Annotated in this window: 26 protein-coding genes; 13 read left to right on the top strand and 13 right to left on the bottom strand. The window is 67.6% G+C overall.

Going from position 1 to position 25,350, the window contains the following annotated elements; translation table 11 throughout:
- Positions 1 to 76 precede the first annotated feature (76 nt).
- Both Q8S38_RS05685 and Q8S38_RS05680 read right to left on the bottom strand, forming a co-directional pair.
- A complete protein-coding gene (locus Q8S38_RS05685; RefSeq protein WP_305679453.1) occupies positions 77 to 1,336 on the bottom strand; it encodes a coiled-coil domain-containing protein in 1,260 nt (419 codons plus the stop codon).
- Positions 1,337 to 1,482: 146 nt separating this feature from the next.
- Complete coding sequence (locus Q8S38_RS05680; RefSeq protein ID WP_305679452.1) at positions 1,483 to 2,076, bottom strand: DUF1134 domain-containing protein; 594 nt, start codon at positions 2,074 to 2,076, stop codon at positions 1,483 to 1,485.
- 165 nt (positions 2,077 to 2,241) lie between these two features.
- Between Q8S38_RS05680 and Q8S38_RS05675 the strand changes: the two genes are divergently transcribed.
- Positions 2,242 to 2,910 carry a YHS domain-containing (seleno)protein gene (locus tag Q8S38_RS05675; protein WP_305679451.1) on the top strand — a complete coding sequence of 223 codons (669 nt, stop codon included), beginning with the start codon at positions 2,242 to 2,244 and terminating at the stop codon, positions 2,908 to 2,910.
- A 23-nt stretch (positions 2,911 to 2,933) separates the two neighbouring features.
- Here Q8S38_RS05675 and Q8S38_RS05670 read toward each other — a convergent pair whose 3' ends face one another.
- Positions 2,934 to 3,776, bottom strand: coding sequence for a 3'(2'),5'-bisphosphate nucleotidase CysQ family protein (locus Q8S38_RS05670; RefSeq protein ID WP_305679450.1), 843 nt, complete (start codon positions 3,774 to 3,776; stop codon positions 2,934 to 2,936).
- Positions 3,777 to 3,916: 140 nt separating this feature from the next.
- Between Q8S38_RS05670 and chpT the strand changes: the two genes are divergently transcribed.
- The 6 genes from chpT to Q8S38_RS05640 all read left to right on the top strand — a co-directional run bounded on the left by chpT (position 3,917) and on the right by Q8S38_RS05640 (position 10,302).
- Complete coding sequence (gene chpT, locus Q8S38_RS05665; protein WP_305679449.1) at positions 3,917 to 4,558, top strand: histidine phosphotransferase ChpT; 642 nt, start codon at positions 3,917 to 3,919, stop codon at positions 4,556 to 4,558.
- Positions 4,559 to 4,669: 111 nt separating this feature from the next.
- A complete protein-coding gene (locus tag Q8S38_RS05660; protein ID WP_305679448.1) occupies positions 4,670 to 7,300 on the top strand; it encodes a hybrid sensor histidine kinase/response regulator in 2,631 nt (876 codons plus the stop codon).
- 95 nt (positions 7,301 to 7,395) lie between these two features.
- A complete protein-coding gene (locus Q8S38_RS05655) occupies positions 7,396 to 7,824 on the top strand; it encodes a chemotaxis protein CheW (RefSeq protein WP_305679529.1) in 429 nt (142 codons plus the stop codon).
- A gap of 30 nt (positions 7,825 to 7,854) precedes the next feature.
- Positions 7,855 to 8,220, top strand: a complete 366-nt coding sequence (locus Q8S38_RS05650; RefSeq protein ID WP_043237911.1) for a response regulator — start codon at positions 7,855 to 7,857, stop codon at positions 8,218 to 8,220.
- 94 nt (positions 8,221 to 8,314) lie between these two features.
- Positions 8,315 to 9,421 carry a chemotaxis-specific protein-glutamate methyltransferase CheB gene (gene cheB / locus Q8S38_RS05645; RefSeq protein WP_305679447.1) on the top strand — a complete coding sequence of 369 codons (1,107 nt, stop codon included), beginning with the start codon at positions 8,315 to 8,317 and terminating at the stop codon, positions 9,419 to 9,421.
- Positions 9,418 to 10,302, top strand: coding sequence for a CheR family methyltransferase (locus Q8S38_RS05640; protein ID WP_305679446.1), 885 nt, complete (start codon positions 9,418 to 9,420; stop codon positions 10,300 to 10,302). The genes cheB and Q8S38_RS05640 overlap by 4 nt, the downstream gene beginning before the upstream one ends.
- 193 nt (positions 10,303 to 10,495) lie before the next feature.
- On the opposite strand, the gene ctrA is transcribed toward Q8S38_RS05640, so the two are convergent.
- Both ctrA and Q8S38_RS05630 read right to left on the bottom strand, forming a co-directional pair.
- Positions 10,496 to 11,197, bottom strand: coding sequence for a response regulator transcription factor CtrA (gene ctrA / locus Q8S38_RS05635; RefSeq protein ID WP_103873732.1), 702 nt, complete (start codon positions 11,195 to 11,197; stop codon positions 10,496 to 10,498).
- Positions 11,198 to 11,600: 403 nt separating this feature from the next.
- Positions 11,601 to 11,825 carry a hypothetical protein gene (locus Q8S38_RS05630; RefSeq protein WP_305679445.1) on the bottom strand — a complete coding sequence of 75 codons (225 nt, stop codon included), beginning with the start codon at positions 11,823 to 11,825 and terminating at the stop codon, positions 11,601 to 11,603.
- Between the two features lie 273 nt (positions 11,826 to 12,098).
- On the opposite strand from Q8S38_RS05630, the gene fliI reads away from it, so the two are divergent.
- On the top strand, positions 12,099 to 13,439 hold the full coding sequence (fliI, locus tag Q8S38_RS05625; protein ID WP_305679444.1) for a flagellar protein export ATPase FliI: 1,341 nt from the start codon (positions 12,099 to 12,101) through the stop codon (positions 13,437 to 13,439).
- A gap of 4 nt (positions 13,440 to 13,443) precedes the next feature.
- Here fliI and Q8S38_RS05620 read toward each other — a convergent pair whose 3' ends face one another.
- Positions 13,444 to 14,667 (bottom strand): MFS transporter, encoded by a 1,224-nt coding sequence (locus Q8S38_RS05620; RefSeq protein ID WP_305679443.1) that lies wholly within the window; start codon positions 14,665 to 14,667, stop codon positions 13,444 to 13,446.
- A 244-nt stretch (positions 14,668 to 14,911) separates the two neighbouring features.
- Here Q8S38_RS05620 and fliJ point away from each other — a divergent pair, with 244 nt between their 5' ends.
- Entirely contained in the window at positions 14,912 to 15,316 is a 405-nt protein-coding gene (gene fliJ, locus Q8S38_RS05615) for a flagellar export protein FliJ (protein ID WP_054144646.1), read from the top strand.
- Positions 15,317 to 15,514: 198 nt separating this feature from the next.
- Positions 15,515 to 15,844, top strand: a complete 330-nt coding sequence (locus Q8S38_RS05610) for a hypothetical protein (RefSeq protein ID WP_305679442.1) — start codon at positions 15,515 to 15,517, stop codon at positions 15,842 to 15,844.
- Between the two features lie 69 nt (positions 15,845 to 15,913).
- Here the strand turns inward: Q8S38_RS05610 and Q8S38_RS05605 are convergent, their stop codons facing one another.
- The gene (locus Q8S38_RS05605; RefSeq protein WP_305679441.1) at positions 15,914 to 16,528 is read right to left on the bottom strand and encodes a GNAT family N-acetyltransferase; all 615 of its coding nucleotides are present in this window, start codon (positions 16,526 to 16,528) and stop codon (positions 15,914 to 15,916) included.
- A 191-nt stretch (positions 16,529 to 16,719) separates the two neighbouring features.
- On the opposite strand from Q8S38_RS05605, the gene Q8S38_RS05600 reads away from it, so the two are divergent.
- Positions 16,720 to 17,757 carry a lysylphosphatidylglycerol synthase transmembrane domain-containing protein gene (locus tag Q8S38_RS05600; RefSeq protein ID WP_305679440.1) on the top strand — a complete coding sequence of 346 codons (1,038 nt, stop codon included), beginning with the start codon at positions 16,720 to 16,722 and terminating at the stop codon, positions 17,755 to 17,757.
- 9 nt (positions 17,758 to 17,766) lie between these two features.
- On the opposite strand, the gene Q8S38_RS05595 is transcribed toward Q8S38_RS05600, so the two are convergent.
- Entirely contained in the window at positions 17,767 to 18,654 is an 888-nt protein-coding gene (locus tag Q8S38_RS05595) for a DMT family transporter (RefSeq protein ID WP_305679439.1), read from the bottom strand.
- Between the two features lie 85 nt (positions 18,655 to 18,739).
- Positions 18,740 to 20,821, bottom strand: coding sequence for a flagellar biosynthesis protein FlhA (flhA, locus tag Q8S38_RS05590; protein WP_305679528.1), 2,082 nt, complete (start codon positions 20,819 to 20,821; stop codon positions 18,740 to 18,742).
- 276 nt (positions 20,822 to 21,097) lie between these two features.
- Here flhA and Q8S38_RS05585 point away from each other — a divergent pair, with 276 nt between their 5' ends.
- Positions 21,098 to 21,400: a hypothetical protein gene (locus Q8S38_RS05585; protein WP_305679438.1), complete on the top strand. Its 303-nt coding sequence runs from the start codon at positions 21,098 to 21,100 to the stop codon at positions 21,398 to 21,400.
- Between the two features lie 157 nt (positions 21,401 to 21,557).
- Positions 21,558 to 21,887 (top strand): hypothetical protein, encoded by a 330-nt coding sequence (locus Q8S38_RS05580; RefSeq protein WP_305679437.1) that lies wholly within the window; start codon positions 21,558 to 21,560, stop codon positions 21,885 to 21,887.
- 15 nt (positions 21,888 to 21,902) lie between these two features.
- Here the strand turns inward: Q8S38_RS05580 and flbD are convergent, their stop codons facing one another.
- Genes flbD through fliG form a run of 4 tightly spaced genes read right to left on the bottom strand, consistent with a single transcriptional unit; the run spans position 21,903 to position 25,340 of the window.
- Positions 21,903 to 23,267, bottom strand: a complete 1,365-nt coding sequence (flbD, locus tag Q8S38_RS05575) for a sigma-54-dependent transcriptional regulator FlbD (RefSeq protein WP_305679436.1) — start codon at positions 23,265 to 23,267, stop codon at positions 21,903 to 21,905.
- 44 nt (positions 23,268 to 23,311) lie between these two features.
- Entirely contained in the window at positions 23,312 to 23,662 is a 351-nt protein-coding gene (gene fliN / locus Q8S38_RS05570) for a flagellar motor switch protein FliN (RefSeq protein WP_305679435.1), read from the bottom strand.
- A complete protein-coding gene (locus tag Q8S38_RS05565; RefSeq protein WP_305679434.1) occupies positions 23,659 to 24,267 on the bottom strand; it encodes a FliH/SctL family protein in 609 nt (202 codons plus the stop codon). Before Q8S38_RS05565 ends, fliN begins: the two co-directional genes overlap by 4 nt.
- Positions 24,267 to 25,340, bottom strand: coding sequence for a flagellar motor switch protein FliG (gene fliG / locus Q8S38_RS05560; RefSeq protein ID WP_371125837.1), 1,074 nt, complete (start codon positions 25,338 to 25,340; stop codon positions 24,267 to 24,269). The genes Q8S38_RS05565 and fliG overlap by 1 nt, the downstream gene beginning before the upstream one ends.
- Between the last annotated feature and the right edge of the window lie 10 nt (positions 25,341 to 25,350).

The following is a 25,350-nucleotide window of genomic DNA, read 5'->3' as shown; positions in this document are numbered from 1 at the left end:
GGGCGACCGAAGCGCAGGCGCGCCTTCCTAGAGCATCACCGCGGCAGGGGGAACGGCGTTTGCAAGGGAAAGCGTGCTACTCGGCCGCTTCCTGCTGCGGCGGCAGGTTCATCAGCCGCTCGGCGACCGCCATGATCTCGCGCCGCAGCGCGGCATTGGCCTCGGGGGCGGCAACCGCGGCATTCGCCCCCGCCTTGAGGGCACGGGTGGCCTCGGCCTTGAGCCTGGCACGTTCGGCGCGCGACTGCTCCAGCGCGCCCTTCAGCGTCTGGACCTCCGCATGCACCGTCTCGATCTGCGCCTCGCGGGCGCGCAGCTCCTCGCGCAGGCCGGCGAGCGCCAGCGCGGAATGCTCCCGCTCGGCATCGAGCGCCGCCTTTGCCCGGGTCAGTTCCTGCTCCAAAGCCTGCCTCGCCTCGCTGTCGGCCTGATGCGCCTGCACGTCCTGCGCCAGCAACGCCTGAATGCGCAAGGCCTCGGCGCCCGCAGCCATCGCGCGCGCATCGGCTGCGGCGAGCCCGGCCTCGGCCTGCTCGGCCCGGGCGGCCAGCGCATCGGCCAGCAGCCGCTCGCTGTCGCGGTCGACGGTCATCGCCGAAAGCGCGGCCTCGCTGTCGGCGAGGCTCTGCTCCCGCGCCGTCAGCCGGTTGGCGAGGTCGCCGGCCTTGGCGTCCAGCACCAGGATCCTGGTGCGGTCCTCGACCTGCGCCACCCGCATCTGGTCATAATCCTGGCGAAGCCGCAGCAACTCGGCCTCGCGTTCGGCCAGCAGCGCCTGGCTGCGGCCGAGCGTCTCGCGCTCCCCGGCAAGCTCCACCTCGCGCGCCGAGAGATCGGCGCTGGTGCCGGTCAACGAGGTCCGCGTGTCCGCCAGATCGCGCTCCAGGCTGGCGAGGTCGGCGATGCGCCTGTCGAGCGTCGCGCTCGTCTCGACGAGGGCTGCGCTTTCACGGGCGAGCGCCGCGCGCGTGTCGGCCAATGTGCCGCGCGTCGCGTCGAGGTCGCCATCCAGCTGCGCGATCCGCGCCTCGCAGTCGCGCACGACGCCATCGAGTTCGCCGATCTTCATGTCGCGCCGGCCGAGTTCCTGCATCGCGGCCGCCTTGGCTGCGAAGCCACGCTCGGCCTCCTGTTCCAGGGTCCGCGCCCGCAGCGCCAGCTCCGCCCGCAAATGGTCGCGATCGGCGGCGATCTCGGCGAGCGACAGCGGAAAGGCGGCCTCCGCGCGGCGACGCGCGAGCCTGTCGGCCCTGCGGTTCAGCGCCGGCACCACCGCCAGCCCCAGCAGGCTGGCGCACAGGAAGCCGAGCGCGACGAGCATGACGGCTTCGATCAAGACAGGCGGCTCCACATCGAGGGAAGCGACAGGTTAGGACAAGTCGGCGGAAAGCGGAAATCTGTTCGGATGCTGCAGCATTCCACGTCTTGCCTTGCGGCAGGAAACCGACGGATCGATCGTCTGCTTGGCGATCGATCCGATGGTCAGAAGGGGTTCCACGTCGCCTGCGGCGTGAACTTGAGGTAGCCGAGATTAACGCCCAGCCGCCAGCCGACGCCGGTACGGATCGGCACCACCGTCACGCCTTCCGCCGCCAGCGCCGTGAAGCCGAAGCCGCCGATGAAATAGGCCGAGCCATCGACCCCGACGAAGCGCTGGTAGAGCGAATCGACCGCCGGAAGCCCATAGACCAGCATCATCGTGCGCGAGCCTTCGCCGCCGAAGTCGAAGCCCACGGACGGGCCTTGCCAGAAAACCTTGCGATCCCCGGCATTGCGGGTGAACAGCGTGCCTTCGCCATAGCGAAGCCCGCCGACGAAGGCGCCTGCTGCCTCCTGGCCGAGCACATAGCCGTTGGGCTCGCCCCAACGCCGCACGGCCTCCTCCACGGCGAGGGCGAGCCCGCGCGAGACATTGCCGAAAAACTGATGACCGGACGAGACGAGTTCGTTCTGCGAGAAGGACCGGCTCTGTCCATAAGACTGCTGGGCGATGGCCGGCGCTGCCGCCAGGGTCGCCAGACTGGCGCCGGCGAATGCGAGGCCACCTTTGATCAGGTTGCGTCGGGTCTGGGTCATGAGATGCGATCTCCGGGTAGGGGGTTCATCGCGCTGTCGATCCGCATGCGCACCGCGGCCGCGAGGGGGACGGGTGACCGCCGGGCGGGGCCCGACCGGTGGAAAAGGCGGGACCGAAGCCGCGGGATTTCGATCAAATCCGAAGGTCAGACACGATTGGGAGCAATGCGAACCAATTCCGTAACCCGTTTGATACCCTCGAAAGCGTATCCAAGCCGTGAAGATTGCTGCCTGGGTCCGAAAACCCGCGGCAACATCCACGATCAGGATTTGACCGCGATGAAGGCTGGAACAAGGCAGCGTTGGATTTCCATGGCCATGAGCCCGTTCGGCCGGCTCGTCCGGCAGGTCTGTGTGTTCGCGGTTCTGGCGCTCACGCTGCAGGCAACCGCCGACGCCGCCACGGCCGGCCTGCCGGAAGGGCTGCCGGAATTGCCGTCCTTGACCGAGACGACGCAACACGACAGCGCTTCAGGTCTCGCTCTCGACGGCTACGACCCGGTCGCCTACCGGATCGATGGCCGCGCCGTCGCCGGCGACCGCGCCTACGAGGTCCTTCATCAGGGTGTCGTCTGGCGCTTCGTCTCGGCCGCCAACCGGGCGGCGTTCCGCGACGCACCGTCGATCTATGCTCCCGCTTACGGAGGCTTCGACGCGGCCGCGGTGGCGCACGGACGCGCCGTCGATACCGATCCCCGCCAGTTCGCCATCATCGGCTCGCGGCTGTTCCTGTTCCGCACGCAGGAAAACCGCCAGAGCTTCGTCGCCGATGCCGCCCTGCTGCGGATGGCCGACAACAACTGGAGCAGCGTCGCGCAAACCATCGCGCGCTGAACCGGAGCGGTCTACGCAGTGGTTCAGATCTGCGCGGCCTGCAGAGCCCGGCGCGCCAGAGCCTCGCTCGACGCCGCGACGAAGGACGGGTTGCAGAAGCCGCGATCCACGCAGCCATAACGCGGGATGCCGCCTTCGAGCGTCAGGATGATGCCGCCGGCCGCGCAGAGGATCGCGTCGCCCGCGGCGATGTCCCACTCCATCGTCCGGCCGCCGCGCACATGCAGATCGGCCTCGCCCGACGCGATCAGGCCGAACTTCACCGCCGACGACATCGGCATCGTCGCCGTCGACCCCATCGCCGCCGAAACGCGCTCGCTCAACGCATCGCCATGGAAGCGGCTGACCAGCGTGGTCGGCCCCAGCGCCGGCAGGGCGCGAACGTGCAGCTCGCAGGCTGCGCCCGTCGTCGTCCCGTCCGCGGCCATCGGCTGGGCGAAAGCCTGTTCCCCCGCAAACCATGACCGCCCGCTGGCCGGCGCGGCGATCGCGCCCGCCACCGGTCGATCCCCGTGGATCAGGGCGATGGCGACGCAATAGCTGTCGCCGCCGGCGAGGAATTCACGCGTGCCGTCGAGCGGATCGAGCAGGATGAACAGCGCGGCCGGCGCAACCTCGCCCACGCTTTCCTCGCTGATCACCGGAATGCCCGGCAGGAGACGCGCCAGCGCACGTTTGGCCGTATGATCGGCGGCGAGATCGGCCGAGCAGACCGGAGAGCCGTCGGCCTTGATCTTGACATCGCGCGCCGCGCGCATCGCCAGCAGCACGGCACCGCTGAGCCGCGCCGCTTCCGACAGGCAGCGTGCCAGACCGTTGCGGTCGGCCAGGCGCGGATCGTCTTGTCGCAAGCCTTGCTCGGCCATCGTCACCGCTGCTCGCCCTTTGCTGATCCCGGCAGATTATCGGGGCTTAACCACATGAAAACCAGGATAGCACCATATCTGGTCAAACGGCGGACCGTCTGCCCCGTGCGCCGCGCAGCAATGACCCCAGGACAAGTCCCATGACCGCCATCTCGCTCGAGCCGCTCGATCTGGCAGCGCTCCTCTGCAGCCGCGTCTGCCACGACGTGATCAGCCCGGTCGGGGCCATTGTCAACGCGCTCGAGGTTCTGGAGGAAGACGACCCCTCGATGCGCGACTTCGCGCTCGAACTGATCAAGAAGAGCGCCCGCAACGCCTCGGCCCGGCTGCAATTCGCGCGGCTCGCCTTCGGCGCAGCCGGCTCCGCGGGCGCGATGATCGATCTCGGCGACGCCGGCAATGTCGCCAACGGCTTCCTCAACGACGAGAAACTCTCGCTCGACTGGGAGGCGCCGCGCGCCCTGCTGCCGAAGAACCAGGTCAAGCTGCTGCTGAACCTTCTGGTGCTGGCGGCCCAGGCGGTTCCGCGCGGCGGCAAGCTGGTCTCGCGCGCCACCGTCGAGGGCGAACAGGGCAGCTACACGATCACCGCGACGGGGTCCCATGCGCGCATCCCCGCCCATGTCGAGGAGCTGATCGCGGGGCATTCCGAGACCGGCACGATCGACGCCCATGCCGTCCAGCCGCTCTACACCGGGATGGTCGCGCGCGCCGCCGGCATGGCCATCACCTTCGCGATCGAGGGCGACACGGTCACCATCACCGCCAACAAGGCGGCGTGAAGCGAGGCCAGCGCCAAATCGCGAAGTTTTGGCGCCGATCTCAACTGATCATAAACCCTTCTGCTGCTTAGCTGAGGCAGTGTGTTGTCGCGTTGAGTGGTGGTCCCCTGCATGGACGACTTGCTACAAGAGTTCCTGACCGAGACCGGCGAAAACCTCGACACCGTCGATCGGGAACTCGTGCGCTTCGAACAGGAGCCCAACAACCGCGACATCCTGCGCAACATCTTCAGACTGGTCCACACGGTCAAAGGCACCTGCGGCTTCATCGGGCTCCCCCGGCTCGAGGCTCTGACCCACGCGGCGGAATCGCTGATCGGCCAGTTCCGCGACGGCGCGAGCGTCAGCGCCATCGCCGTGACGGCGGTTCTCGAGACGATCGACCGCGTCAAGGACATCCTCACCGAACTGGCGGAGAAGGGCGAGGAACCGCTCGGCAACGACGAGAACCTGATCAGGGAACTCGGTATCCTGGCCGAGCACGCCAAGGCGGAGCTGTACAAAAAGCAGCCCGCAGCCGCAGGCGCCGCCGACCCCGTCGCCGCTTATCTGGCCCGACATTCCGGACTGGCCCCGGAAGCGCCGAGCGAGGATGGCCTCGACCTCGTCTTCAGGAGTGCTCCGGGTCCGCAGCGCGGCCGCGACGGCCGAATCGCCAAGGTCGAGGCCGGCGCGCCGGGGGAGGACACGTCCGCCCGCGACAACCGCCCGATCGGCCCCGCGACGCTGCGCGTCAATGTCGACACCATCGAACACCTGATGACGATGGTGTCCGAGCTGGTGCTGACGCGAAACCAGCTTCTCGAGATTTCACGCAAGCAGGACGACAACGGCCTGAAGGGGCCTTTGCAGCGTCTTTCCCTGATCACGGCGGAGCTGCAGGACGGCGTCATGAAGACGCGCATGCAGCCGATCGGCAACGCCTGGTCGAAGCTGCCGCGGATCGTGCGCGACCTCGGCGCCGAACTTGGCAAGCGCATCGAACTGGTCACCGAGGGGGCAGACACCGAACTCGACCGGCAGATCCTCGACCTGATCAAGGATCCGCTGATGCACATGGTGCGCAACTGCGCCGACCATGCGATCGAATTGCCGCAAGAGCGTCGCGCCGCCGGCAAGCCCGACCATGGCACGATCCGCCTCGCCGCCTATCACGAAGGCGGATCGGTGACGATCGCGATCGCCGATGACGGGCGCGGCCTCGATATCGACCGCATCCGGCGCAAGGCCCTGCAGCACGGTCTGGCGACGGATGTCGAGATCGAGCGCATGACCGACGCTCAGGTCAGCCGCTTCATTTTCCATCCCGGCTTCACCACCGCCGACAGCGTCACCGCCATTTCGGGGCGGGGCGTCGGCATGGACGTGGTCAAGGTCAATGTCGACGCCATCGGCGGGCTGATCGACGTCGTCACCAAGCCGGGGCTCGGCACCACGATCACGATCAAGATTCCCCTGACGCTGGCCATCGTCGCCGCGCTGATCGTCGTTGCTGGCGACCAGCGTTTCGCCATTCCCCAGATCGTCGTGCGCGAGCTCGTCCGGGTCAAAGCCGGGGCCGATCATCGCGTCGAAGACATCAACGGGGCGCCGATCCTGCGGCTGCGGGGGCGCCTCCTGCCGGTGATCGCGCTCTCGGCGCTGATGGGCACGGCCGAGCCGACCTTCGAGGACGGCTTTATCGTCGTCACCCAGATCGGCGAGCGGCAATTCGGGATCCTGGTCGACGGCGTCTTCCACACCGAGGAAATCGTCGTCAAGCCGATGTCGAGCAAGCTGCGGCACATCCCGCTTTTCTCGGGCAACACGATCCTCGGCGATGGCGCCGTCGTGCTGATCGTCGACCCCAATGGCGTGGCCCGGCTGGTTGGCGCGGCCGGTGGCGGCGATGCCTTTCACGTCGAGGCGCCCTCGGCCATCGCGCCGACCAACGACAGGACGACCATGCTCGTCTTCAAGACGGGATCCGAGGGCTTCAGGGCTGTGCCTCTCTCGCTCGTCACCCGGCTCGAGGAGGTCGATGCCGCGCAGTTCGAGCATGGCAGCGGCCGCACGCTCCTGCATTACCGCAACCGGCTGGTGCCGGTCGTGCCGGTGGGCGACACCCGCCTGCGCGAGCAGGGCCTGCAGCCGCTCGTGATCATCTCCGAGGGCGACATGACGGTGGCGCTCGCGGTCGACGCGATCGTCGACATCGTCGACGAGGTCCTCGACATCGAAATGGCGAATGCCCACGACCGAGGCGTCGTCGGCTCGGCGATGATCCGCGGCCGCGCCACGGACATCATCGACCTCGCCCACTACCTGCCGATGCACGAGCGCGGTTGGCGCCAGGCCGGCGCCGCCCCGGGCGATCCGGCCGCGCCCCCGCAGATCCTGCTGATCGAACCCTCGCGTTTCCTGTGCGACATGCTGACACCGGTCCTCAAGGCTTCCGGGCACCGCATCGCCGTGGCCGGCGACTTCCAGGCCGCCCAGCAGAAGCTTGCGGCAGGCGTCATCAGCACCGTCCTGATCGACCTCGACGGCGACATCGACAGCGCGTTCTCCTTCGTCGCCACAATGCGGAACGGCGCGGATGGCGAGCGCCTGCGCTTGATCGGCCTCACGGCTCTGGTGACGCCCGATCTCCACATGCGCGCCGGCCAGGCCCGGCTCGACGAGGTCGTCGCCAAGTTCGACCGCCGCTCGCTGCTGGGCGAATTGTCGGAACGGCGCCCCGGTCTCAGGGAGGCGGCATGACCCTTCACCAGACAGAGACGCGTAACCCGGCTGAGGCCCGTCCGGTGGCCGAGCCGGCGCCGGGCACCTTCGATTCGCTCGACTACGTCACCGTGATGATCGGCGACCAGATTCTCGGCCTGCCGATCGGCCGCGTGCATGACGTGTTCATCACCAACCGCATCACGCTCGTGCCGCGCGCGCCGTCCGAGATCGTCGGCCTGCTCAACCTGCGCGGACGCATCGTCACCGCCATCTGCCTGCGCCGCCGCCTCGGACGACCCGTCACCCTCAAGCAAGATCGCGAGGGCAAGACAGAACTGGTCGCCGTCGGCATCGATCACCAGGGCGAGGCCTATGCTCTGATCGTCGATGCCGTTGGCGAGGTCATGCGCCTGGATCAATCCACGCTGGAGCCCATGCCCGTCCATCTCGACCGCGCCTGGGCGGCCCTCGCCGCCGGCGTCCACCGCCTCGACAACCGCCTGCTCGTCGTTCTCGACGTCGACGCCATCCTCGCAATTGACCTGGCTGCCGCAGCCTGACCCGCCGCAGCACCGATCTGGAGACCGATTATGAAATATTGTCTCGTCGTCGATGACTCGGCCGTGATCCGCAAGGTCGCGCGGCGTATTCTCGAAGGCCTCCAGTTCCGCATCGCAGAAGCCGAGGACGGCGCGCGCGCCATCGACGCCTGCAAGGGCGAGATGCCCGATGCCGTCCTGCTCGACTGGAACATGCCGATCATGGACGGCTACGATTTCCTGCGCACGCTGCGGCAGATGCCGGGCGGCAAGCGGCCCAAGGTGGTGTTCTGCACCACCGAGAACGACATCGCCCACATTGCGCGCGCCATGCACGCCGGAGCCGACGAGTACATCATGAAGCCCTTCGACAAGGAGATCGTCGCGTCGAAGTTTCATCAGGTCGGCTTGCTTTGAGCCCCTCAGCGACACGGCCGCTCTTCGAACAGCCGGGTCGCTCGGCATCGGCCGGCGATGCGCCTGCCCGCGCGTCGCGCCGTATGTGTGACGCATGAACATCTCCTCCCCGGCGGGCGCCCAGAGGCACAGGACCGTGGTGATCGCCGATGATTCGGTTGTCGTGCGCGGCCTGTTTGCCCGGTGGCTCGGGGAGAGCGGACAGTTTCACCTGGTGGCCGTGGCCGGTGACGGCGAAACCGCCGTCGCCCATGCCGGACGCTTCAAGCCCGACGTGATGGTCCTCGACCTCGACATGCCCGGCGTCGATGGCGCGACCGCTTTGCCCCAGATCCTCAGGGAAAGCCCTCACACCGGCGTCCTGATCGCGACCACGCTGACCGAACGCAACACCCGCATCGCGCTCGAATGCATGACGAAGGGCGCGATGGATGTGGTCTCCAAGCCCGACAGCCGCAGCGGCCTGACGCTGTCGCTGGATTTCCGCAGCGAGTTCCTGCTCAAGCTCGGCAACATCGCCCAGGCCAGAGGCCGATCCGGCAGCCTGCCACTCGACATCGATGTCGATTTCACGCCGGTCGGCCCCGCGAGCCTGCGCCAGCTCGTTTCGGCCGTGCCGCGCTATCTCGTCATCGGCGCCTCTACGGGTGGCCCGCGTGCGGTCGCCAAGGTGCTGTTCGACATCGGCGACGGCCTGCAGGACCTGACGACCATCATCGTCCAGCATATGCCGCCGCTCTTCACGGCGTCCTTCGCCGAGCAGATCGCGAGCTATATCGGCATCCCGGCGCGCGAGCCCTTCGATGGCGAGCGGCTCGTCCGCGGCACGATCTATATCGCGCCGGGCGGCCGCCATCTCGGCATCGACCGCCGGCTCGGCCATATCACTGCGAGCATCGGCGATGGCCCGCCGGTGCGCTTCTGCCGCCCCGCGGTCGACGTCCTGTTCAACGATGCCGCGCGCCATCTCGGCCCCGCCGCGCTCGGCCTCGTCCTGACGGGCATGGGCGCGGACGGGACGGAGGGCGCCGGCGCGCTGCGCCGGGCGGGCGCGGCCGTCATCGCGCAGGACGAACAGAGCAGCACGATCTGGGGGATGCCCGGTTCGGTCGTCCGCGCCCAGCACGCCAGCACCGTCATTCCACTGGATGACATCGGCAGCGCGATCCGCAGCCTCGTACGCACGGGGCAGCCCTCATGACCGAGGCCGATTTCAACTTCCTGCGGCTGCTGCTGCACCTGCGCTCGGGCCTCTCGCTCAGCCCTGAAAAACGCTACCTCGCCGAAAGCCGGCTCGGCATCCTGTGCCGTCGGCGCGGGATCGACGGGCTCGCCACCCTCGTCCAGATGCTGCGGCCGGGCACCGACGCGGCGCTGGAAAACGCCGTCATCGAGGCGATGACGACCAACGAGACACTGTTCTTCCGCGACCAGACGCCGTTCGAGCTGTTTCGCAATGTCATCCTGCCCGAGCGGCTTGCCCTGAATGCGGCGACCCGCTCCCTCCGGATCTGGTGCGCCGCCGTCTCGACCGGGCAGGAAGCCTATTCGGTGGCCATGATCCTGGACGAGATGGCGCCCCGCCTGGCCGGCTGGAAAGTCCAGATCGTCGGCACCGACATCTCGGGCGAGGTGCTCGAGCGGGCCCGCGACGGCATCTACAGCCAGTTCGAGATCCAGCGCGGCTTGCCGATCCAGATGCTCCTGAAGCACTTCCAGCAGAATGGCGACAAGTGGCAGGTGTCCGAACGGCTGCGCGCCATGGTCGAGCTGAAACGGCATAATCTGCTCGAACCCAGCGGCCATCTCGGCCAGTTCGACGTGATCTTCTGCCGCAATGTGCTGATCTATTTCGACCTCCCGACCAAGGCCAAGGCGTTCGAGGCCATTGCCCCGCGCCTGGCGCCTCAGGGCGCCGTCCTGCTCGGCGCGGCTGAAACGGTCGTCGGGATTTCCACGGTCATCGTCCCCGACCGGCAGCATCGCGGCATTTTTCGCAGCAGGGACTGCATCCAGGCCCAGCCGGCGGCGATCAGCCTGCCGGTCGAGCCGGTCCGGGCCGCCGGCGGCAGCCGCTTCTGAGGCCAGCCGGCCATTCCCGCGGCGCAATCAGCCTCCAGACACCCTGCCCGCCAACGTTGCATCAAGGCAGTCGCCAAACAAAAACCCCGCCTCTCGGCGGGGTCCCCGTCAACCTGTCGTGTACATCCGACGATCAGGCCGCATTCTGTCTCGCATCGAAACGTGACCGCCGCGTGACGGTCGCGGGCCGGATTTAGGCCGGGATGCGTTCCTCGACTTCTGACGGCTCGCGCAGCACATAGCCGCGGCCCCAGACCGTCTCGATGTAGTTCTTGCCGTCGGACGCATTCGCGAGCTTCTTGCGCAGCTTGCAGATGAACACGTCGATGATCTTCAGCTCGGGCTCGTCCATGCCGCCATAGAGGTGGTTCAGGAACATTTCCTTGGTCAGCGTCGTACCCTTGCGGAGCGAGAGCAGCTCCAGCATCTGGTATTCCTTGCCGGTGAGGTGGACGCGGGCGGCATCGACCTCGACGGTCTTGGTGTCGAGATTGACGACGAGATCGCCCGTCGTGATGACCGACTGGGCATGGCCCTTGGAGCGGCGCACGATCGCGTGGATGCGGGCGACCAACTCGTCCTTGTGAAACGGCTTGGTCAGGTAGTCGTCGGCGCCAAAGCCCAGGCCCTTGACCTTGTCCTCGATGCCGGCAAGCCCCGACAGGATCAGGATCGGCGTCTTGACCTTGGCGACGCGCAAGCTGCGCAGGACCTCGTAGCCGGACATGTCGGGCAGGTTCAAGTCGAGCAGAATGATGTCGTAATCGTAGAGCTTGCCGAGATCCACGCCTTCCTCACCGAGATCGGTGGTGTAGACGTTGAAGCTTTCCGATTTGAGCATGAGTTCGATGCTCTGAGCGGTTGCGCTATCGTCCTCGATCAGCAGAACCCGCATGTTCACGTCCCCAATTTCGCCCGCAGGCAAGCTGACCGCTCATCTCGTCCGAACCCCCACGGTCCTGGACGACGACGTACTTGCCTGATGAAACGCCACGCGACACGCTACGGGGAAGTGGTTAACAAACCGTGATTCCCGTGCGCAAGCGCTTCCTGGGAGAAAGACGACGATCCTTGCCGGGGTGAGTCGAATTTGACACGGATCGCTTCGCCATTCGCCCGCGAAATTGCCTTTCGCGAAGACTGCCGTGCGGAACCGGGTCGAAATGACCCCGCGCTGCATGGCGGTCTCGAAACACAGTGTTAATCACTCGGCTTAATGAAGGGTAAACGGACTGCGTCGCTTGCGCGGTTTCGTCGGCGATGTCCCCATCCACCGATCGTCCGCCGCGAGCCGCCGGTCAGGGCGACCGGCGCTGGATGTAGAGGCCGGTCAGATAGCCCGAGCTCAGGGCGAGCAGATGGCCAGCGAAGATGAAGAAGCTGAAGATGTCGACCTCGCTGAACAGCACCCAGGAGACGAACAGCAGCAGGATCGCCATGATCAGCATGATCGCCCGCGAGACGCCGTCATACATGAGGCCGGCACAGGCCCCCAGGGTGAATAGCGCCAGCGCCAGGATCATCGAGCGGTTCCATTATGTGACCGCACCGGCCTAGGGTTGGGCTCCTTTCGGCTCTCTTCTCTGTCCACAGACAATCCGACTCAAATGCGACGGGTTTTGCACCCCTCGCGAAGGTCCCCGGCGCAGCGACCGGACAGCCCGCCCGATCGCCCCCTGAGCCAGAGCCGGCGGCTGCCAACCTTGCAGCCACCGCTCAAATCGGTGAGACGATAGCGGCGCGGCGCGCGGCTCCGCACTGGCGCAGCGGCGCCTGAAAGGTTTACGGAGGCGGTCATGAACAGCCCCGCCCATGGTCAGGATCGCCTCTCCGCCCTCGCCGCGACGATTGCGGGGCTCGACCCCGTCACCGTCTACGGTCGTGTCATCGCGGTGCGCGGGCTGCTGGTCGAAATCGCCGGGCCGATCGGCGCCATGAGCCTGGGCGGCCGCATCGGCATCGAGATCGCGCCGGGAACCCGCGTGCCCTGCGAGGTCATCGGCTTTTCGGGCGACCGGGCGCTGGTGATGCCCTATGGCGGGCTCGACGGCGTGCGCCGCGGCTGCCCGGCCTATATCGACAAGGCGGCGCCGGGCCTCAAGCCGACCTCCGCCTGGCTCGGCCGCGTCGTCGATGCGCTCGGCCGCCCCGTCGATGGCGGCCCGCCTTTGCCCCAGGGCGAGGCGCTCTACACCTTCCGCAACGACCCGCCGCCCGCCCATTCGCGCCGCCGCGTCGGCAAGCCGCTCGATCTCGGCGTGCGCGCGCTCAACGCCTTCCTGACTTGCTGCCTCGGCCAGCGCATGGGCATCTTCGCCGGTTCGGGCGTCGGCAAATCGGTGCTGCTCTCGATGCTCGCGCGTTATGCCCGCGCCGACGTCAACGTCATCGGCCTCGTTGGCGAGCGTGGCCGCGAGGTCCAGGAGTTCCTGCAGGACGATCTCGGCCCCGAGGGCCTGGCGCGCTCGGTCGTCGTCGTCGCGACCTCCGACGAGCCGGCGCTGATGCGCAAGCAGGCCGCCATGACGACGCTGACCATCGCCGAATATTTCCGTGACCAGGGTCTGCAGGTGATGTGCCTGATGGATTCGGTGACGCGCTTTGCCATGGCGATGCGCGAGATCGGCCTGGCCGCCGGCGAACCGCCGACCACCAAGGGCTATACGCCGACCGTCTTCGCCGAATTGCCGCGCCTGCTCGAGCGCGCCGGCCCCGGCATCGGCGACGGCGCGATCACCGGGCTCTTCACCGTGCTGGTCGATGGCGGCGACCATGACGAGCCGGTGGCCGACGCCGTGCGCGGCATTCTCGACGGCCATATCGTGATGGAGCGCTCGATTGCCGAGCGCGGCCGCTATCCGGCGATCAACATCCTTAAATCCGTCTCGCGCACCATGCCGCGCTCCTGCGACCCCTCCTTCTATCCGGTCGTCCAGAAGGCCCGCGCAACGCTGGCGACCTATGCCGACATGGAGGAGCTGATTCGGCTCGGCGCCTATCGCCAGGGCGCCTCGGCCGAGGTCGACGAGGCGATCAGGCTGAACCCCGCACTCGAGGGCTTCCTCAAGCAGGCCAAGGACGACGCGACCCCGCTGGCGGAGTGCTACACCAGGCTCGCGACCATCATGAACGGCTGAGGCCTCAGCCCCGCGCCAGCAGGCGCAGCAGCGCCAGCATCGCCACGACCGCGACGATCTGGATGGCGGCCGAGGCGATCAGCGCCCAATCCCGCCCGACATGCGCGATCATCGCCGCAAACAGCAGGGGCGAGGCGGCGAAGGCGATATTCTGCGGCACGGTCAGTCGACCCAGCAGGGCGCCGATCCCGCCGCGGCCGAACAGCGCCAGCGGCAAGGTCGCGCGCGCCACCGAGATCACGCCCATCGCCGCGCTGAAGCAGATCACGAAAGCCGCCGCCGCCAGCGGCACCCCAGGCGCCCAGACCAGAAGCATCAGCGACAAGGGCCCCAGCAGCAAACCGGCCAGAGCCGTCTGCTCGACCGGGAACCGGTCCCCGACCGTCGCATCGACGAGCCGCGCCAGCAGCGTCGCGGGCCCGCTCAGCGCGGCGATGCCGACGGCCTCGGTCGCGCCGATGCCGGCCTGGCGCATCAGGTCGATCAGATGCAGCGGCAGCCCCCAGGAGACCAGCCCGCTCGCCGAGAACACCAAGGCCACCAGCCAGAACGCCCCCCGGCGCTGCGCCACCGCAACCCGACCGCCGTCAGCCGCGCTGTCTGACGACGCCGCAGGCGTCGCGCTCGGCCCAGCCACGGGCGCCAGACGCGGGATCATCGCATAGATCGGCAGCACGATGACGATCTGCAGCGCCGCGAAGACGACCCAGGTCGCCCGCCAGCCATAGGCCTCCGCCAGCACCGCCGTCAGCGGCCAGAACACCGTCGAGGACAGGCCCGTGGCCAGCATCATCAGCCCGATGACGCGCCGCGTCCGCTCGCCCATCAGCTGCGCGACCGTGACGCTGCCGACATTGGCCAGCGAGAAGGCGTGCCCGATGCCGATGACGACCCAGGCCGCGAGATAGCTCACCGGCCCCTGCGCCAGCGCCAGCAGACCGAGCCCGACGGCGCAGGCGACCGCGCCGATGCACATCGCGCCGCGCGTGCCCTCGACGTCGAGCCTCTTGCCGATGGCGGGGCCGAGCGCCGCCCCGGTCAGCAGCAGGAGCGTGATGCCGCCATAGACCAGGGTGACGTCGAGCGAGAGATCGCGCTGGATGTCGCGCGCCAGCACCGACAGCGCATAGAAGGTCGTGCCCCAGCCGATGATGCGGGTGACGACGAGGCCGCAGATCAGCAGCCCATGCGGCGGAAGGCGCGAGAAGACGGGCAGAATGGCAGGCAAGGCAGGCGTTCCACGGTCGGGCGCGAGCGGCGAGCCCGCTCCCCGGCCGCCCGTTACTAGACCGCCCCGCCGCCCTGCGTCAGCAGCATCGGCGCGACCGCGCCATGCATCGAATGCGGCGGTTTTCGGTAAGGAACGGTCAACCTCCTTGCGCCATTGTGCTTTTTGTCTCGCGGGATGGAGTTGCGGGCGCGCACTGAGGGGTCGGTGCACGCCCGATGCGTAATCAGGAGTTGGAACCGACATGAAGTCGCGAGACACATTGCTGCGTCTCAAGCGCTTCCAGGTGGACGAAAAGCGTCGCCGGGTAAGCCAGATCGAGATGATGATCGCGGATTTTCACCGCATGGCGACCGATCTGGACCGCGAGATCCAGAGCGAGGAAGCCCGGGCCGGCATTTCCGACCCCGCCCATTTCGCCTATCCGACCTATGCCAAGGCGGCGCTGGGCCGCCGCGACAACCTGCGCCAATCGGCCGACAACCTCAAAGGCCAGCTCGACGAGGCCAAGGCCGAATTGCAGGAGGCGTTCGAGGACATGAAGAAGGTCGAGATCCTCGACGACCGCGAGAAGGCGACCGAGCGCGCCGCCGAAGCGGCGCGCGACCAGGCGATGATGGACTCGATCGGCCTGCGCCCGAGGGCGTGAGCGGGGTTTGAGGTTGTGAATTTGAAAGGCCCGCCGGGGTGTCCGGCGGGCTTTTTTGTTCGGGTGGAAGGATCAACGCGCATCACGAAACCAAAGTCCGCTACGGGTCGGAAGCGGGCATTGGAAAGCGGTCGCAAGGGTTTTTAAGAGTCCCGCCCTTAGCCTTTGCATAATGAGATGAGCGCAGAGGGTTGCGTCGTGAATTTGAACACGAAAGCCGCGTTCGGTTACACCATCATTGTCCTTTTGGGCGCAGGCTTGCTGTTTGGCGGTATGATCTGGCGCGAGCAGCGCAACCGGCATCGCCTTGAAACGATGCCGTATGTCCCCGGCACCATCCTGTCATTTCAACGGATGAAAGGCGGCACACGAGCTTGGATCGAGTTCGCGCGGATGGAGAACGGTTATTCGGTAGCTTGCCGAACCGAAGTCAACGTAGGGACCGGCAGCGTCGCAGTGGGGCAGACGATATCCGTTGTCCCTCGTCCAGACTCCTGCGGCGAACCCGCCGTTGCCATCAGCCGGTAGGATGGGATCGCCGATGTCCCCAACGGGTCCAAAGCTGACCCAATCGCCATCATCCGAGCCTCCATCCACCTACCCAACCACCGGATGATGCGGCGCGCAATCGCGCGGCATCTGCCCCTCGAGCCGCGGATCGTCATCGACCTCCACCCCCCGCTTGAACACCGAAAACCCCGAGCGCTGATAGAACTCCGGCGCGGACGGGTGGTCGAGCGTGCAGGTGTGGACCCAGAAGCGCGCGATCGGCTTCGCCCAGGCCAGCGCGAGCGCCCGGTTCATCAGCCAGCGCCCGGCTCCTTTCCCCACCACCGCCTCGTCGAGGCCGAAGAAGGCGAGCTCCGCCTCACCCGCCACCCGGAAATCCAGTTCGAGCAGGCCCCAATCGGCGCCCTCGCGGCGGACCATGTAGGTTTCGACGTTCGCGTCGGCGAGGATCGCCGCGACCTCGGCGCGGGGCTTGACCAGCCGGCTGAACCACATCCAGCGCTCGCCCAGCCGCCGGTACATGGCGAGATAGCGGTCGAGCTCGTCCGCGCCGATCCGCTCCAGCGCAAACCCCTCGAGCCCCGGCGGGTCGGGCCGCTCGGGCGGGCGGGCGCGCATCTCCAGCGAGGTGACGATGGCGGCGATCTTGCCGGGCGGCAGGTCGGTGGTGCCGGTGAGGCTGATGGTCAGGGTCTGGGTCATGGACGATCTGCGGAAGGGGTGGGCCGTTGGGGAGGCGCAGTATGGGGATGCGTGCCGACGACGGAAAGAGCGCGGCGAGGTCGACGCCGCTTGCCCTTCGCTGGCCCCGCTGGCACAGAGGCGCCAGCGGTGGCCATCGCACCCCGGTGTTCGCGCGTCCTGTCCCAAGCTCCACGCAGCCCGCGGGTCCCATGAAACGCTATCTCGACTATCTCTGGCCGATCATCGGCCTTGTCGCGGTCGTCTGGTCGGTCGACCTGCTCTGGGAAAAGCTCAAGGCCGAGGCCGGCACCGACGCCGCCATCGAGGCGCTGCTCGCGCAGGGCAGCCTCTGGGACAATCTGCGCATCGTCGCCAGCCGGATCGGCCAGAAGATCGCCGTCATTCCCGGCGACGCCTTCTTCCATGCCGGCCTGGCGACGCTCGTCGCCTATGCCGCGCTCGCCTGGTATGACCGCATCGCCCTGCTCCATCTCGGCAAGGAGAAGGGCATCTCCTGGATTTACATCTCGGTCTGCTCCTTCGTCACCTATGCGCTGTCGCACAACATCGGCGCCTCGGTGTTTTCGGGCGGCATGGTGCGCTACCGCGCCTACACCGCCAAGGGCCTCAACGCCGGCGAGGTCGCGGTGCTGGTGGCTTTGTGCTCCTTCACCTTCGCCTTCGGCACGATCCTGCTGATGGGCCTCGTCCTGCTCTATGAGCCGGAGATCCTGCGCCCGCTCGGCAGGCTGTCGAGCTGGTTTGCCATCGGCGACGGCACGGCGCGGCTGATCGGCGCCGGCATGCTCGCCTTCGTGGCGCTCTACACCATCGGCTCCTGGCTCGGCTTCCGGGCGGTCCGGATCGGCAAGTTCGAGCTGGTCTATCCGCGCCTGCGGATCGTCGCGCGGCAGTATCTCGCCGCGCCGATCGAACTCGCCGGCGCCGCCGGCATCATCTATTTCGCGTTGCCCGAACAGGGCAATCCCGGCTTCATGATCGTGCTCGGCGCCTTCCTCTTGTCCTTCTCGGCGGGGCTGCTCAGCCAGGTGCCCGGCGGCGTCGGCGTCATGGAGGCGGTGTTCCTGGCGGTGATGCCGGGCATGCCGGCCCCGGCGGTATTCGCCGCCCTCTTGGTCTGGCGGATGTTCTACCTGATCATCCCGCTGGTGCTGTCGCTGCCGGTCGTGCTCGCCTTCGAGCGCAGCCAGCTCACGCGCAACAGCCGAACCCCGCCGCCGCCCTGACGGCGCGCCTCAGCGCCTGAGCGCGATCGCCGCCGCGCCGAACATCAAGACGGCGCCGAACCCTTCGGCCCAGCCGAACGGCTCGGCCAGCACCACGACGCCCGCCGCCACCGCGATCACCGGGCTGACGAAGGCGTAGAGCCCGGCCCGGAACGCGCCCCAGTCGCGCAGCAGCCGCAGATAGACCGTGTAGCCGATCAGCGATCCCGCCACGATGATGAAGCCGAGCGCCTGCGCCGTGGGCCAGGACGCCAGCGCGGCGACATGGTGCAGCGTGACCGGCTCGATCGCCAGCGACAGCGCCACCAGCCCCGCCGCCCCGATGGTCGACTGCCAGCCCGCCAGCGCCAGGGTCGGGATCGCCGGCGCGATCGCCCGCGTCAGCACCGCGCCCGTGCAGTAGGACAGCGTGCCCAGCGCGACCGAGGCCAGCCCCCAGAGTTCCAGCGGGTCGCGTGCGGCCGCATCCAGCCCCCCGGCTGCCCGCGTCCAGAACAGGAAGCACAGCCCGAAGAGCCCGAGGCAAACCGCGGCGACCTGGCGGCCCGTGATGGGCGTGCCCTCGACCAGGCGGCTGGCCAGCAGCGACCAGATCGGGATCGAGGCGAGGTTGACGATCGCGGCCAGGCCCGTCGGGGCATGGGCCGCGCCCCAGAACACCAGGGCGTAGCAGGCGGTGTTGACCAGCATCGCCGTGCCCAGGAGGCGCCAGCGGGCGGCGGCCGGCACGCGCAAGGCGTCGCGCCCGGCCCAGGCCAGCAGCAGCGGGCCGGCGATGACGAAGCGGGCGGCGGCGAAGAAGATCGGTGGCACATGCTCCGCCGCGATCTTCACCGGCAGGAAGGTGAGCCCCCAGACGAGGCACATGGCGACGAAGTAAAGCGCATTCCGGGACATCGGGCCGGCTTAGCGACACCCGGGAGGGGTGACCATTGCGCCGCGGTCATCCCTCACCCGTGGAAAAGGGCGATAGCGGGCCGCTTCAGACCGTGCCGACCGTCTTCAACCGGACGCGCGGGTGGATCTCGGCCTGCGACAGCACCGGCGTCTCGCGCCGGAAGCGCTCGACGATCTGGCGCACGAAGGGCCGTGCCATGCCCGAGGTGACGAGCGCCGGCATCTCGCCGATGCGGGCGGCATCCTCGAACTTCTCGCGGACCTGATGCACGAATTCCTGCAGGCGGGAGGGTTGCATCGCGAGATGGCGGTCCTCGCCCTGCCCGATGATCGATTCCGCGAAGACGCTTTCCCAGGCCGGCGAGAGCGTGATGATCGGCAGGTTGCCCTGCATGTTCGAGAACTGGGCGCAGATCTGGCGGGACAGCCGCATCCGAACATGCTCGGCGATATCGCGGGGGTTCTTGAGGCCGCCTGCGGCCTCGGCGATGCCCTCGATGATGGTGGCGAGGTCGCGGATCGAGATCCGCTCCGACAGCAGGAGTTGCAGCACGCGCTGGATGCCGGTCGTCGAAATCTGGCTCGGCACGATCTCCTTGACGAGATCGGCATGGTCCTTGGGCAGCTCGCGCAGCAGCTTCTGGACCTCGCCATGCGAGAGCAGCTCCGGCATATGCGATTTCAGCACCTCGGTGAGATGCGTCGAGATCACGGTGGCCGCATCGACGACGGTGAAGCCGCGCAATTGCGCCTCGTCCTGCAAGGCGCCGTCGATCCAGGTCGCGGGCAGGCCGAAGGTCGGCTCCAGGACGTTGTGGCCGGGCAGGTTCACGCTGCCGCCCATCGGGTCCATCGCCATGTATTGCCCGGCATAGACGACACCATGGCCGGCATCGATCTCCTTGATCTTGATGTAGTAGTGGTTCGCCTCGAGCTGGACGTTGTCGACGATGCGCACCGCCGGCATGACGAAGCCGAGTTCGGCCGCGAGCTGCCGGCGCAGCGCCCGCACCTGGTCGGTCAGGCGGTCCTGACCGCCTGCCGAATTGACCAGCGGCAGCAGGCCGTAGCCGATCTCGATCTTGAGCTCGTCGAGCTTGAGCAGGTCGTTGAGCGTCTCCTCCTTGGGCGAGCCATCGGCCTGGAGGGGCGAGGCGGCCTGGGCCGCATCGGCGACCTCGACCTCCTTGGCCTTGGCGAGCTGGCCGAAATGCCGGGCGAGCCAGGCTGCGCCGAGCGCCAGCCCCAGGAAGGGCACCATCGGAATGCCGGGCAGGATCGCGAGCAGCGCCATCACCGCCGCGGACATGCCGAGTGCCTTCGGATAGCCCGAGAGCTGCTTGCCGAGTGCCTTGTCGGCGGCGCCGCGCACGCCCGATTTCGAGACGAGCAGGCCCGCCGCGGTCGAGACGATCAGCGCCGGGATCTGGCTGACGAGACCGTCGCCGACGGTCAGCTGCGTGTAGGCGCGCGCCGCATCGCCGAAGCTCATGCCCTGCTGCGCGACGCCGATGATGATGCCGCCCAGCACGTTGATGAAGGTGATCAGCAGGCCCGCAATGGCGTCGCCGCGCACGAATTTCGAGGCGCCGTCCATCGAGCCGAAGAAGTTGGCCTCGTCCTCCAGCGCCTTGCGGCGGGTCTTGGCGGTGTCCTGGTCGATCAGGCCGGCGCCGAGATCGGCGTCGATCGCCATCTGCTTGCCGGGCATGGCGTCGAGCGCAAACCGCGCCGCGACTTCGGCGATACGGCCCGAGCCCTTCGTGATGACGACGAAATTGACGATGATCAGGATGGTGAAGACGATCACCCCGATCACGAAATTGCCGCCCATCACGAAATTGCCGAAGGCTTCGATGACATGGCCGGCCGCCGCGCTGCCTTCATGGCCATGGGCCAGGATCAGGCGCGTCGAGGCGAGGTTCAGCGACAGCCGCAGCATCGTGACGATCAGCAGGACCGTCGGGAAGGCCGAGAACTCGAGCGGCTCCTCGATGAACAGCGCCGTCATCAGCACCAGCACCGAGAGGATGATCGACAGCGCCAGCAGCATGTCCAGCAGCAGCGCGGGCAGCGGGAAGATGAGCACCACGAGGATGCCCATGACGCCGATGGCGAGGAACAGATCCGGGCGGTTGAGGAGTTTCCCCATCGCGCCGCGGCTCATGTCGAAGCCGTCACCCGGGCCAGCCGTTACATCGCTCATCGACCAGCCCGCTCCCTGCGCGAAAAACCATGCGCAACCCGGCAATTCTTGCCGGGCTTATGGTGAACGAGTGGTTAAGACGGGCAAAAAATCCGGTGTCGGAACCCTTTCCTGAACAGACCGTTATCCAATGGCCGCTCTCGGGCCGCATTTGGAACGCTCCCTGGGTGCGTGGGGATCATCGGTTCCAAGAACCAGAAATACTGGAGAATGATTTTGGATAGACGTTCGTTCGTAATGAGCATTTTCGGTGGCCTGGCCGCGGCCAGCCTGGGTGGAATCGCCCTGTCCCACGCCGCCGAGCAGGGCCCGGTGACCGCCCCGATCGCGCCGGGCGACCTCGATGCCGCCACCAAGGCCGGCCTCGACAAGGCCGACGCCGACTTCAACCAGGTGGTGGTGCGCGAGCGGGTCATTCGCCGCCGCGGCCCCTATGGCCGGCCGGTCGTCCGCCAGCGCGTGATCGTCCGTCGCCGTCCGCGGGCCTATTACGGCCGCCGTCGCGGCCCCGTCGTGCGCCGTCGCGTGATCGTGCGCTGATCGACTTGTCGGCGCCACCATCCCTGGCGGCGCCGACGACCGGATCGGAAAGGCAGCCGACGCAACCGCGCATCCTTCATATGCATTACCCGGGAGCGCGGTTGTCAGGTTATGAACGTAAGGTAAGCTCAGCAACCCAACAGACTCGGAGGACGCCGTGGACAGACGTTCATTCATCGCGACACTGATTGGCGGCCTCGCCGCAGCAAGCCTCGGAGGCATGGCCGCGGCCCAGGCGGCCCAGCCGGTGCCAACGCCGACCCCGGCGCCGGAACACGGTCCCACGCGTGACGACGAGACGGTTAACGCCGAACTCGCCGAGGGGCTGGACAAGACCGATGCGGAGTTCAGCCAGTACTATTACAGCCGGCCGCGCTATTACGCCCGGCCCCGGTATTATGCCCGCCCGCGCGTCTATGCGCGTCCCCGCTATTACGCCCGGCCGCGTTACTATGCCCGCCCGCGCTACCGTCGGCGCTATTACTGAGCGGCGGGAGACGGATCAGAGCGCGTTGACGCGCGCCTGACCCGGCTCGGCGACCGCGATGCCAGCGGATGTGTATTCGCTGAGCTTGTTGCGCAACGTGCGGATCGAGATCCCCAGGATCTTGGCCGCATGCGTGCGGTTGCCCAGCACATGGTCGAGCGTGTCGAGAATCAGCTCGCGCTCGACATCGGCGACGGTGTGGCCGACCAGCGAGCGCGTCATGGCCTCCGCCGTCTGCGCGGCGCGCGCGGCCGTGTCGCGTCCCGAGGCCGGTCCCAGCGTCTCGCCCTCGGGCGTCATCACGGCCTCGGCGCCGATCTCGGCGCCCTTTGCCAGCAGCACCGCACGATGGATCGTGTTCTCGAGCTCGCGGACATTGCCGCGCCAGCTGTTCGTCAACAGCAGCTTGCGGGCATCGGTCGCGATCGGTCGCAGCGGCATGCCGTTGAGCTCGGCGTATTTGCGGGCGAAATGGTCGGCAAGCGCCAGGATGTCGCCCGGCCGCTCGCGCAGCGCCGGCAGGCGCAGATGCACGACGTTGAGACGGTAGAACAGGTCCTCGCGGAACGAGCCCTCGCGGACCGCATCGCCGAGATTGCGGTTCGACGTGGCGATGATGCGCAGATCGACCTTGACCGGCGTCGTGCCGCCGACGCGGTCGATCATCCGCTCCTGCAGGGCGCGCAGCAGCTTCGCCTGGAGGCGGACATCCATCTCGGACACTTCGTCCAGCAGCAGCGTGCCGCCATTGGCCTCCTCGAACTTGCCGATCCGACGCGCGATCGCGCCGGTGAAGGCGCCCTTTTCATGCCCGAACAGCTCGGATTCGAGCAGGTTGTCGGGGATGGCCGCACAGTTGACGGCGACGAAAGGCTTGTCCTTGCGCAGCGATTTCTGGTGCAGGTGACGCGCGATCACCTCCTTGCCGGTGCCGCTCTCGCCGGTCACCAGCACCGGCGCATCCGAGCGCGCGATCTGCGCGGCGAGCTGCACGACCCGCTCCATCGCCGGATCCTTCCAGATCAGGCTCGACTGGTCGGCCGCGACGGCTTCCAGCACGGCCGCGATCAGTTCCGGGTCGGGCGGCAGCGGCACATATTCGCGCGCGCCCGCCTGGATCGCGGCGACAGCGGCGCGCGCATCGGTCGAGGTGCCGCAGGCGACGATCGGCGTGCGGATGCGCTCGGCCTCGAGCGCCGCGACGAACTGCGCCACCGGCAGCGTCACTTCGACCATGAGCAGGTCGGCGCCCTTGGCGCGCAGAACGGCCAGGGTCTGATCGAGGCTTTCGGTATGGGTGACGTTGGCGCCATGGGCGATCGCGATCTTGGCGGCCGCGATGAGTTGCCCCTTGAGACCGCCGGCAATGATGAGGCGCATGGCTCAGGCCTTTCTGCGTGAATGCGTGACGAGCGGGCCGGGCATCACCGGTCGGCCTTGATGATTTCGGTCATGGTGACGCCGAGCCGGTCCTCGACCACGACGACCTCGCCGCGCGCCACCAGGCGCTCGTTGACGAAGATGTCGATGGCCTCGCCGACGCGCCGGTCGAGCTCGAGCACGGCTCCAGGCACGATCTGGAGCAGATCGCCGATCGCGATCTTGGACGAACCCAGCACCGCAGAAACGTTGACCGGCACGTCGAAGACCTGCTCGAGATCCTCGGCCGTCTTGACCGGGATCGGCCCCGACCGCGCCACCGAACTGTCGTTGTGGTCGAAGGACAGGTCCGCCGGGTTCAGGGGCGGCAGCTTGAGATCGTTGTCCGCGCTCATCTGTCGTCCTCACTCGCTGGGGGCCGGAAGCCCGGAAACATCGTCGCAACGGCCTGATCGACCAGTTGCGCCAGACGTTCCGACTCGATGGCGAAACCGCCATCGGCCCATTCGATGCGGCCGTCGCCGGCCGCGATGTCGGGGTCGCCCAGCACCACGACGCGACCGGCGAAGCCCATTTCCTGGACCAGGCGCTTGACCAGTCCTTCCGCCGCTTCGACGGCGCCGTCGTTGACGCGCATGACCAGATGGGGCGCCAGGCGCGCATGGCCGAGGCATTCGCGCAGACCGCTTTCGAGAGCCGCGGCCGGACGCTCGTTCAAGGCCGCTCCGGCCAGCGCCTTGGCGGCGACGATGGCGACATAGGCCGCCTGTGCCTCGACCTCGGCGGCATGGACGGCCTGCTGCGTGACCAGCCGCTCGGCAGCCCGCGCCAGTTGCGCCACAAGCCCGTTCAGCTGCATTTCAGCCTCGCGCCGGCCCTGCTCGCGGCCGGCGGCCACGCCCTCGGCGCGTGCGGCCGCGACGTCGGCCTCACCCGCGGCGCGCCGTCCCCCTTCACGGAAATCGGTGCCGAACGTAAATTTCTGGGCGGTGCTCATCATCAATAGACCAGTTCGTCTTCCGAATTGCCCTTGGACAGCACGATCTCGCCCTTGTCGGCCAGGTCCTTTGTCAGCGTGACCAGCTTGGTCTGCGCCTCGTCGACCTCCTTGAGGCGCAAGGGGCCGAGTCCCTGCATGTCGTCCTGCATGTTCTTGACGGCGCGCTGCGACATGGCGCTGAAGAAGAAGTCCCGCATCGTCTCGCTGGCCCCCTTGAGCGCGCGGGCCAGCGTGTCCTTGTCGATCTGGCGCATCAGCGTCTGCAGCCCCGCGGGGTCGAGCTTGCCCAGATCCTCGAAGGTGAACATCAGCGCCCGGATGCGCTCGGCCGATTCCTGATTGGAGGCGTCCAGCGCCGACAGGAAGCGCATTTCCGTCTGCCGGTCGAATCCGTTGAAGATTTCCGCCATCATTTCATGGGGATCGCGGCGACGCGTCTGGGTAAGGGTCGCGACGAACTCGGTCCGCAGCGTGTTCTCGATATGGTCGAGCGCTTCCTTCTGCACACCCTCCAGCCTCAGCATCCGGCCGACGACCTCGATCGAGAGATCATTGGGCAGATTGCGCAGGACATTGGCCGCATGATCGGCCCGGATCTTCGACAAGATCACCGCGATCGTCTGCGGGTATTCGTTCTTGAGGAAGTTGGCGAGCACCACAGCGTCGATGTTGCCGAGCTTCTGCCACATGTTGCGGCCGGCCGGACCACGGATCTCCTCCATGATCATCGCGACCTGATCGGTCGGCAGAATCTTCTCAAGCAGCGAAATCGTGCGGTCGAACGAGCCGGTAACGGCGCCGGCGCTCGACAATTTCCCGACGAAGTCGAGCATCAGCCGTTCGACGTCGTCGGAATCGACCGTGCCGAGCTCCGCCATCGCCCGGGTGATGATGCGGATTTCCTCGTCGTCGAACTCCGACCAGATCGTCTTGCCGTGCTCCTCGCCAAGCACGAGCAGGATCACGGCCGCGCGCTGCGGGCCGGTCATCTCGTCGATGTTGGTGACGCCGCCGCCGCCGCCCTCGATGGAGTCGCCGGAGTTTCGGGTGGCGATGGAACGTGCTTCTGCCATGGTTCAGAGC

The organism is Allobosea sp., assembly GCF_030695125.1.
In the GTDB taxonomy this organism is placed as follows: Bacteria; Pseudomonadota; Alphaproteobacteria; order Rhizobiales; family Beijerinckiaceae; genus Allobosea.
Note: the sequence above shows the minus strand (reverse complement) of the source record. Positions and strands in the feature narration are given on the sequence as shown.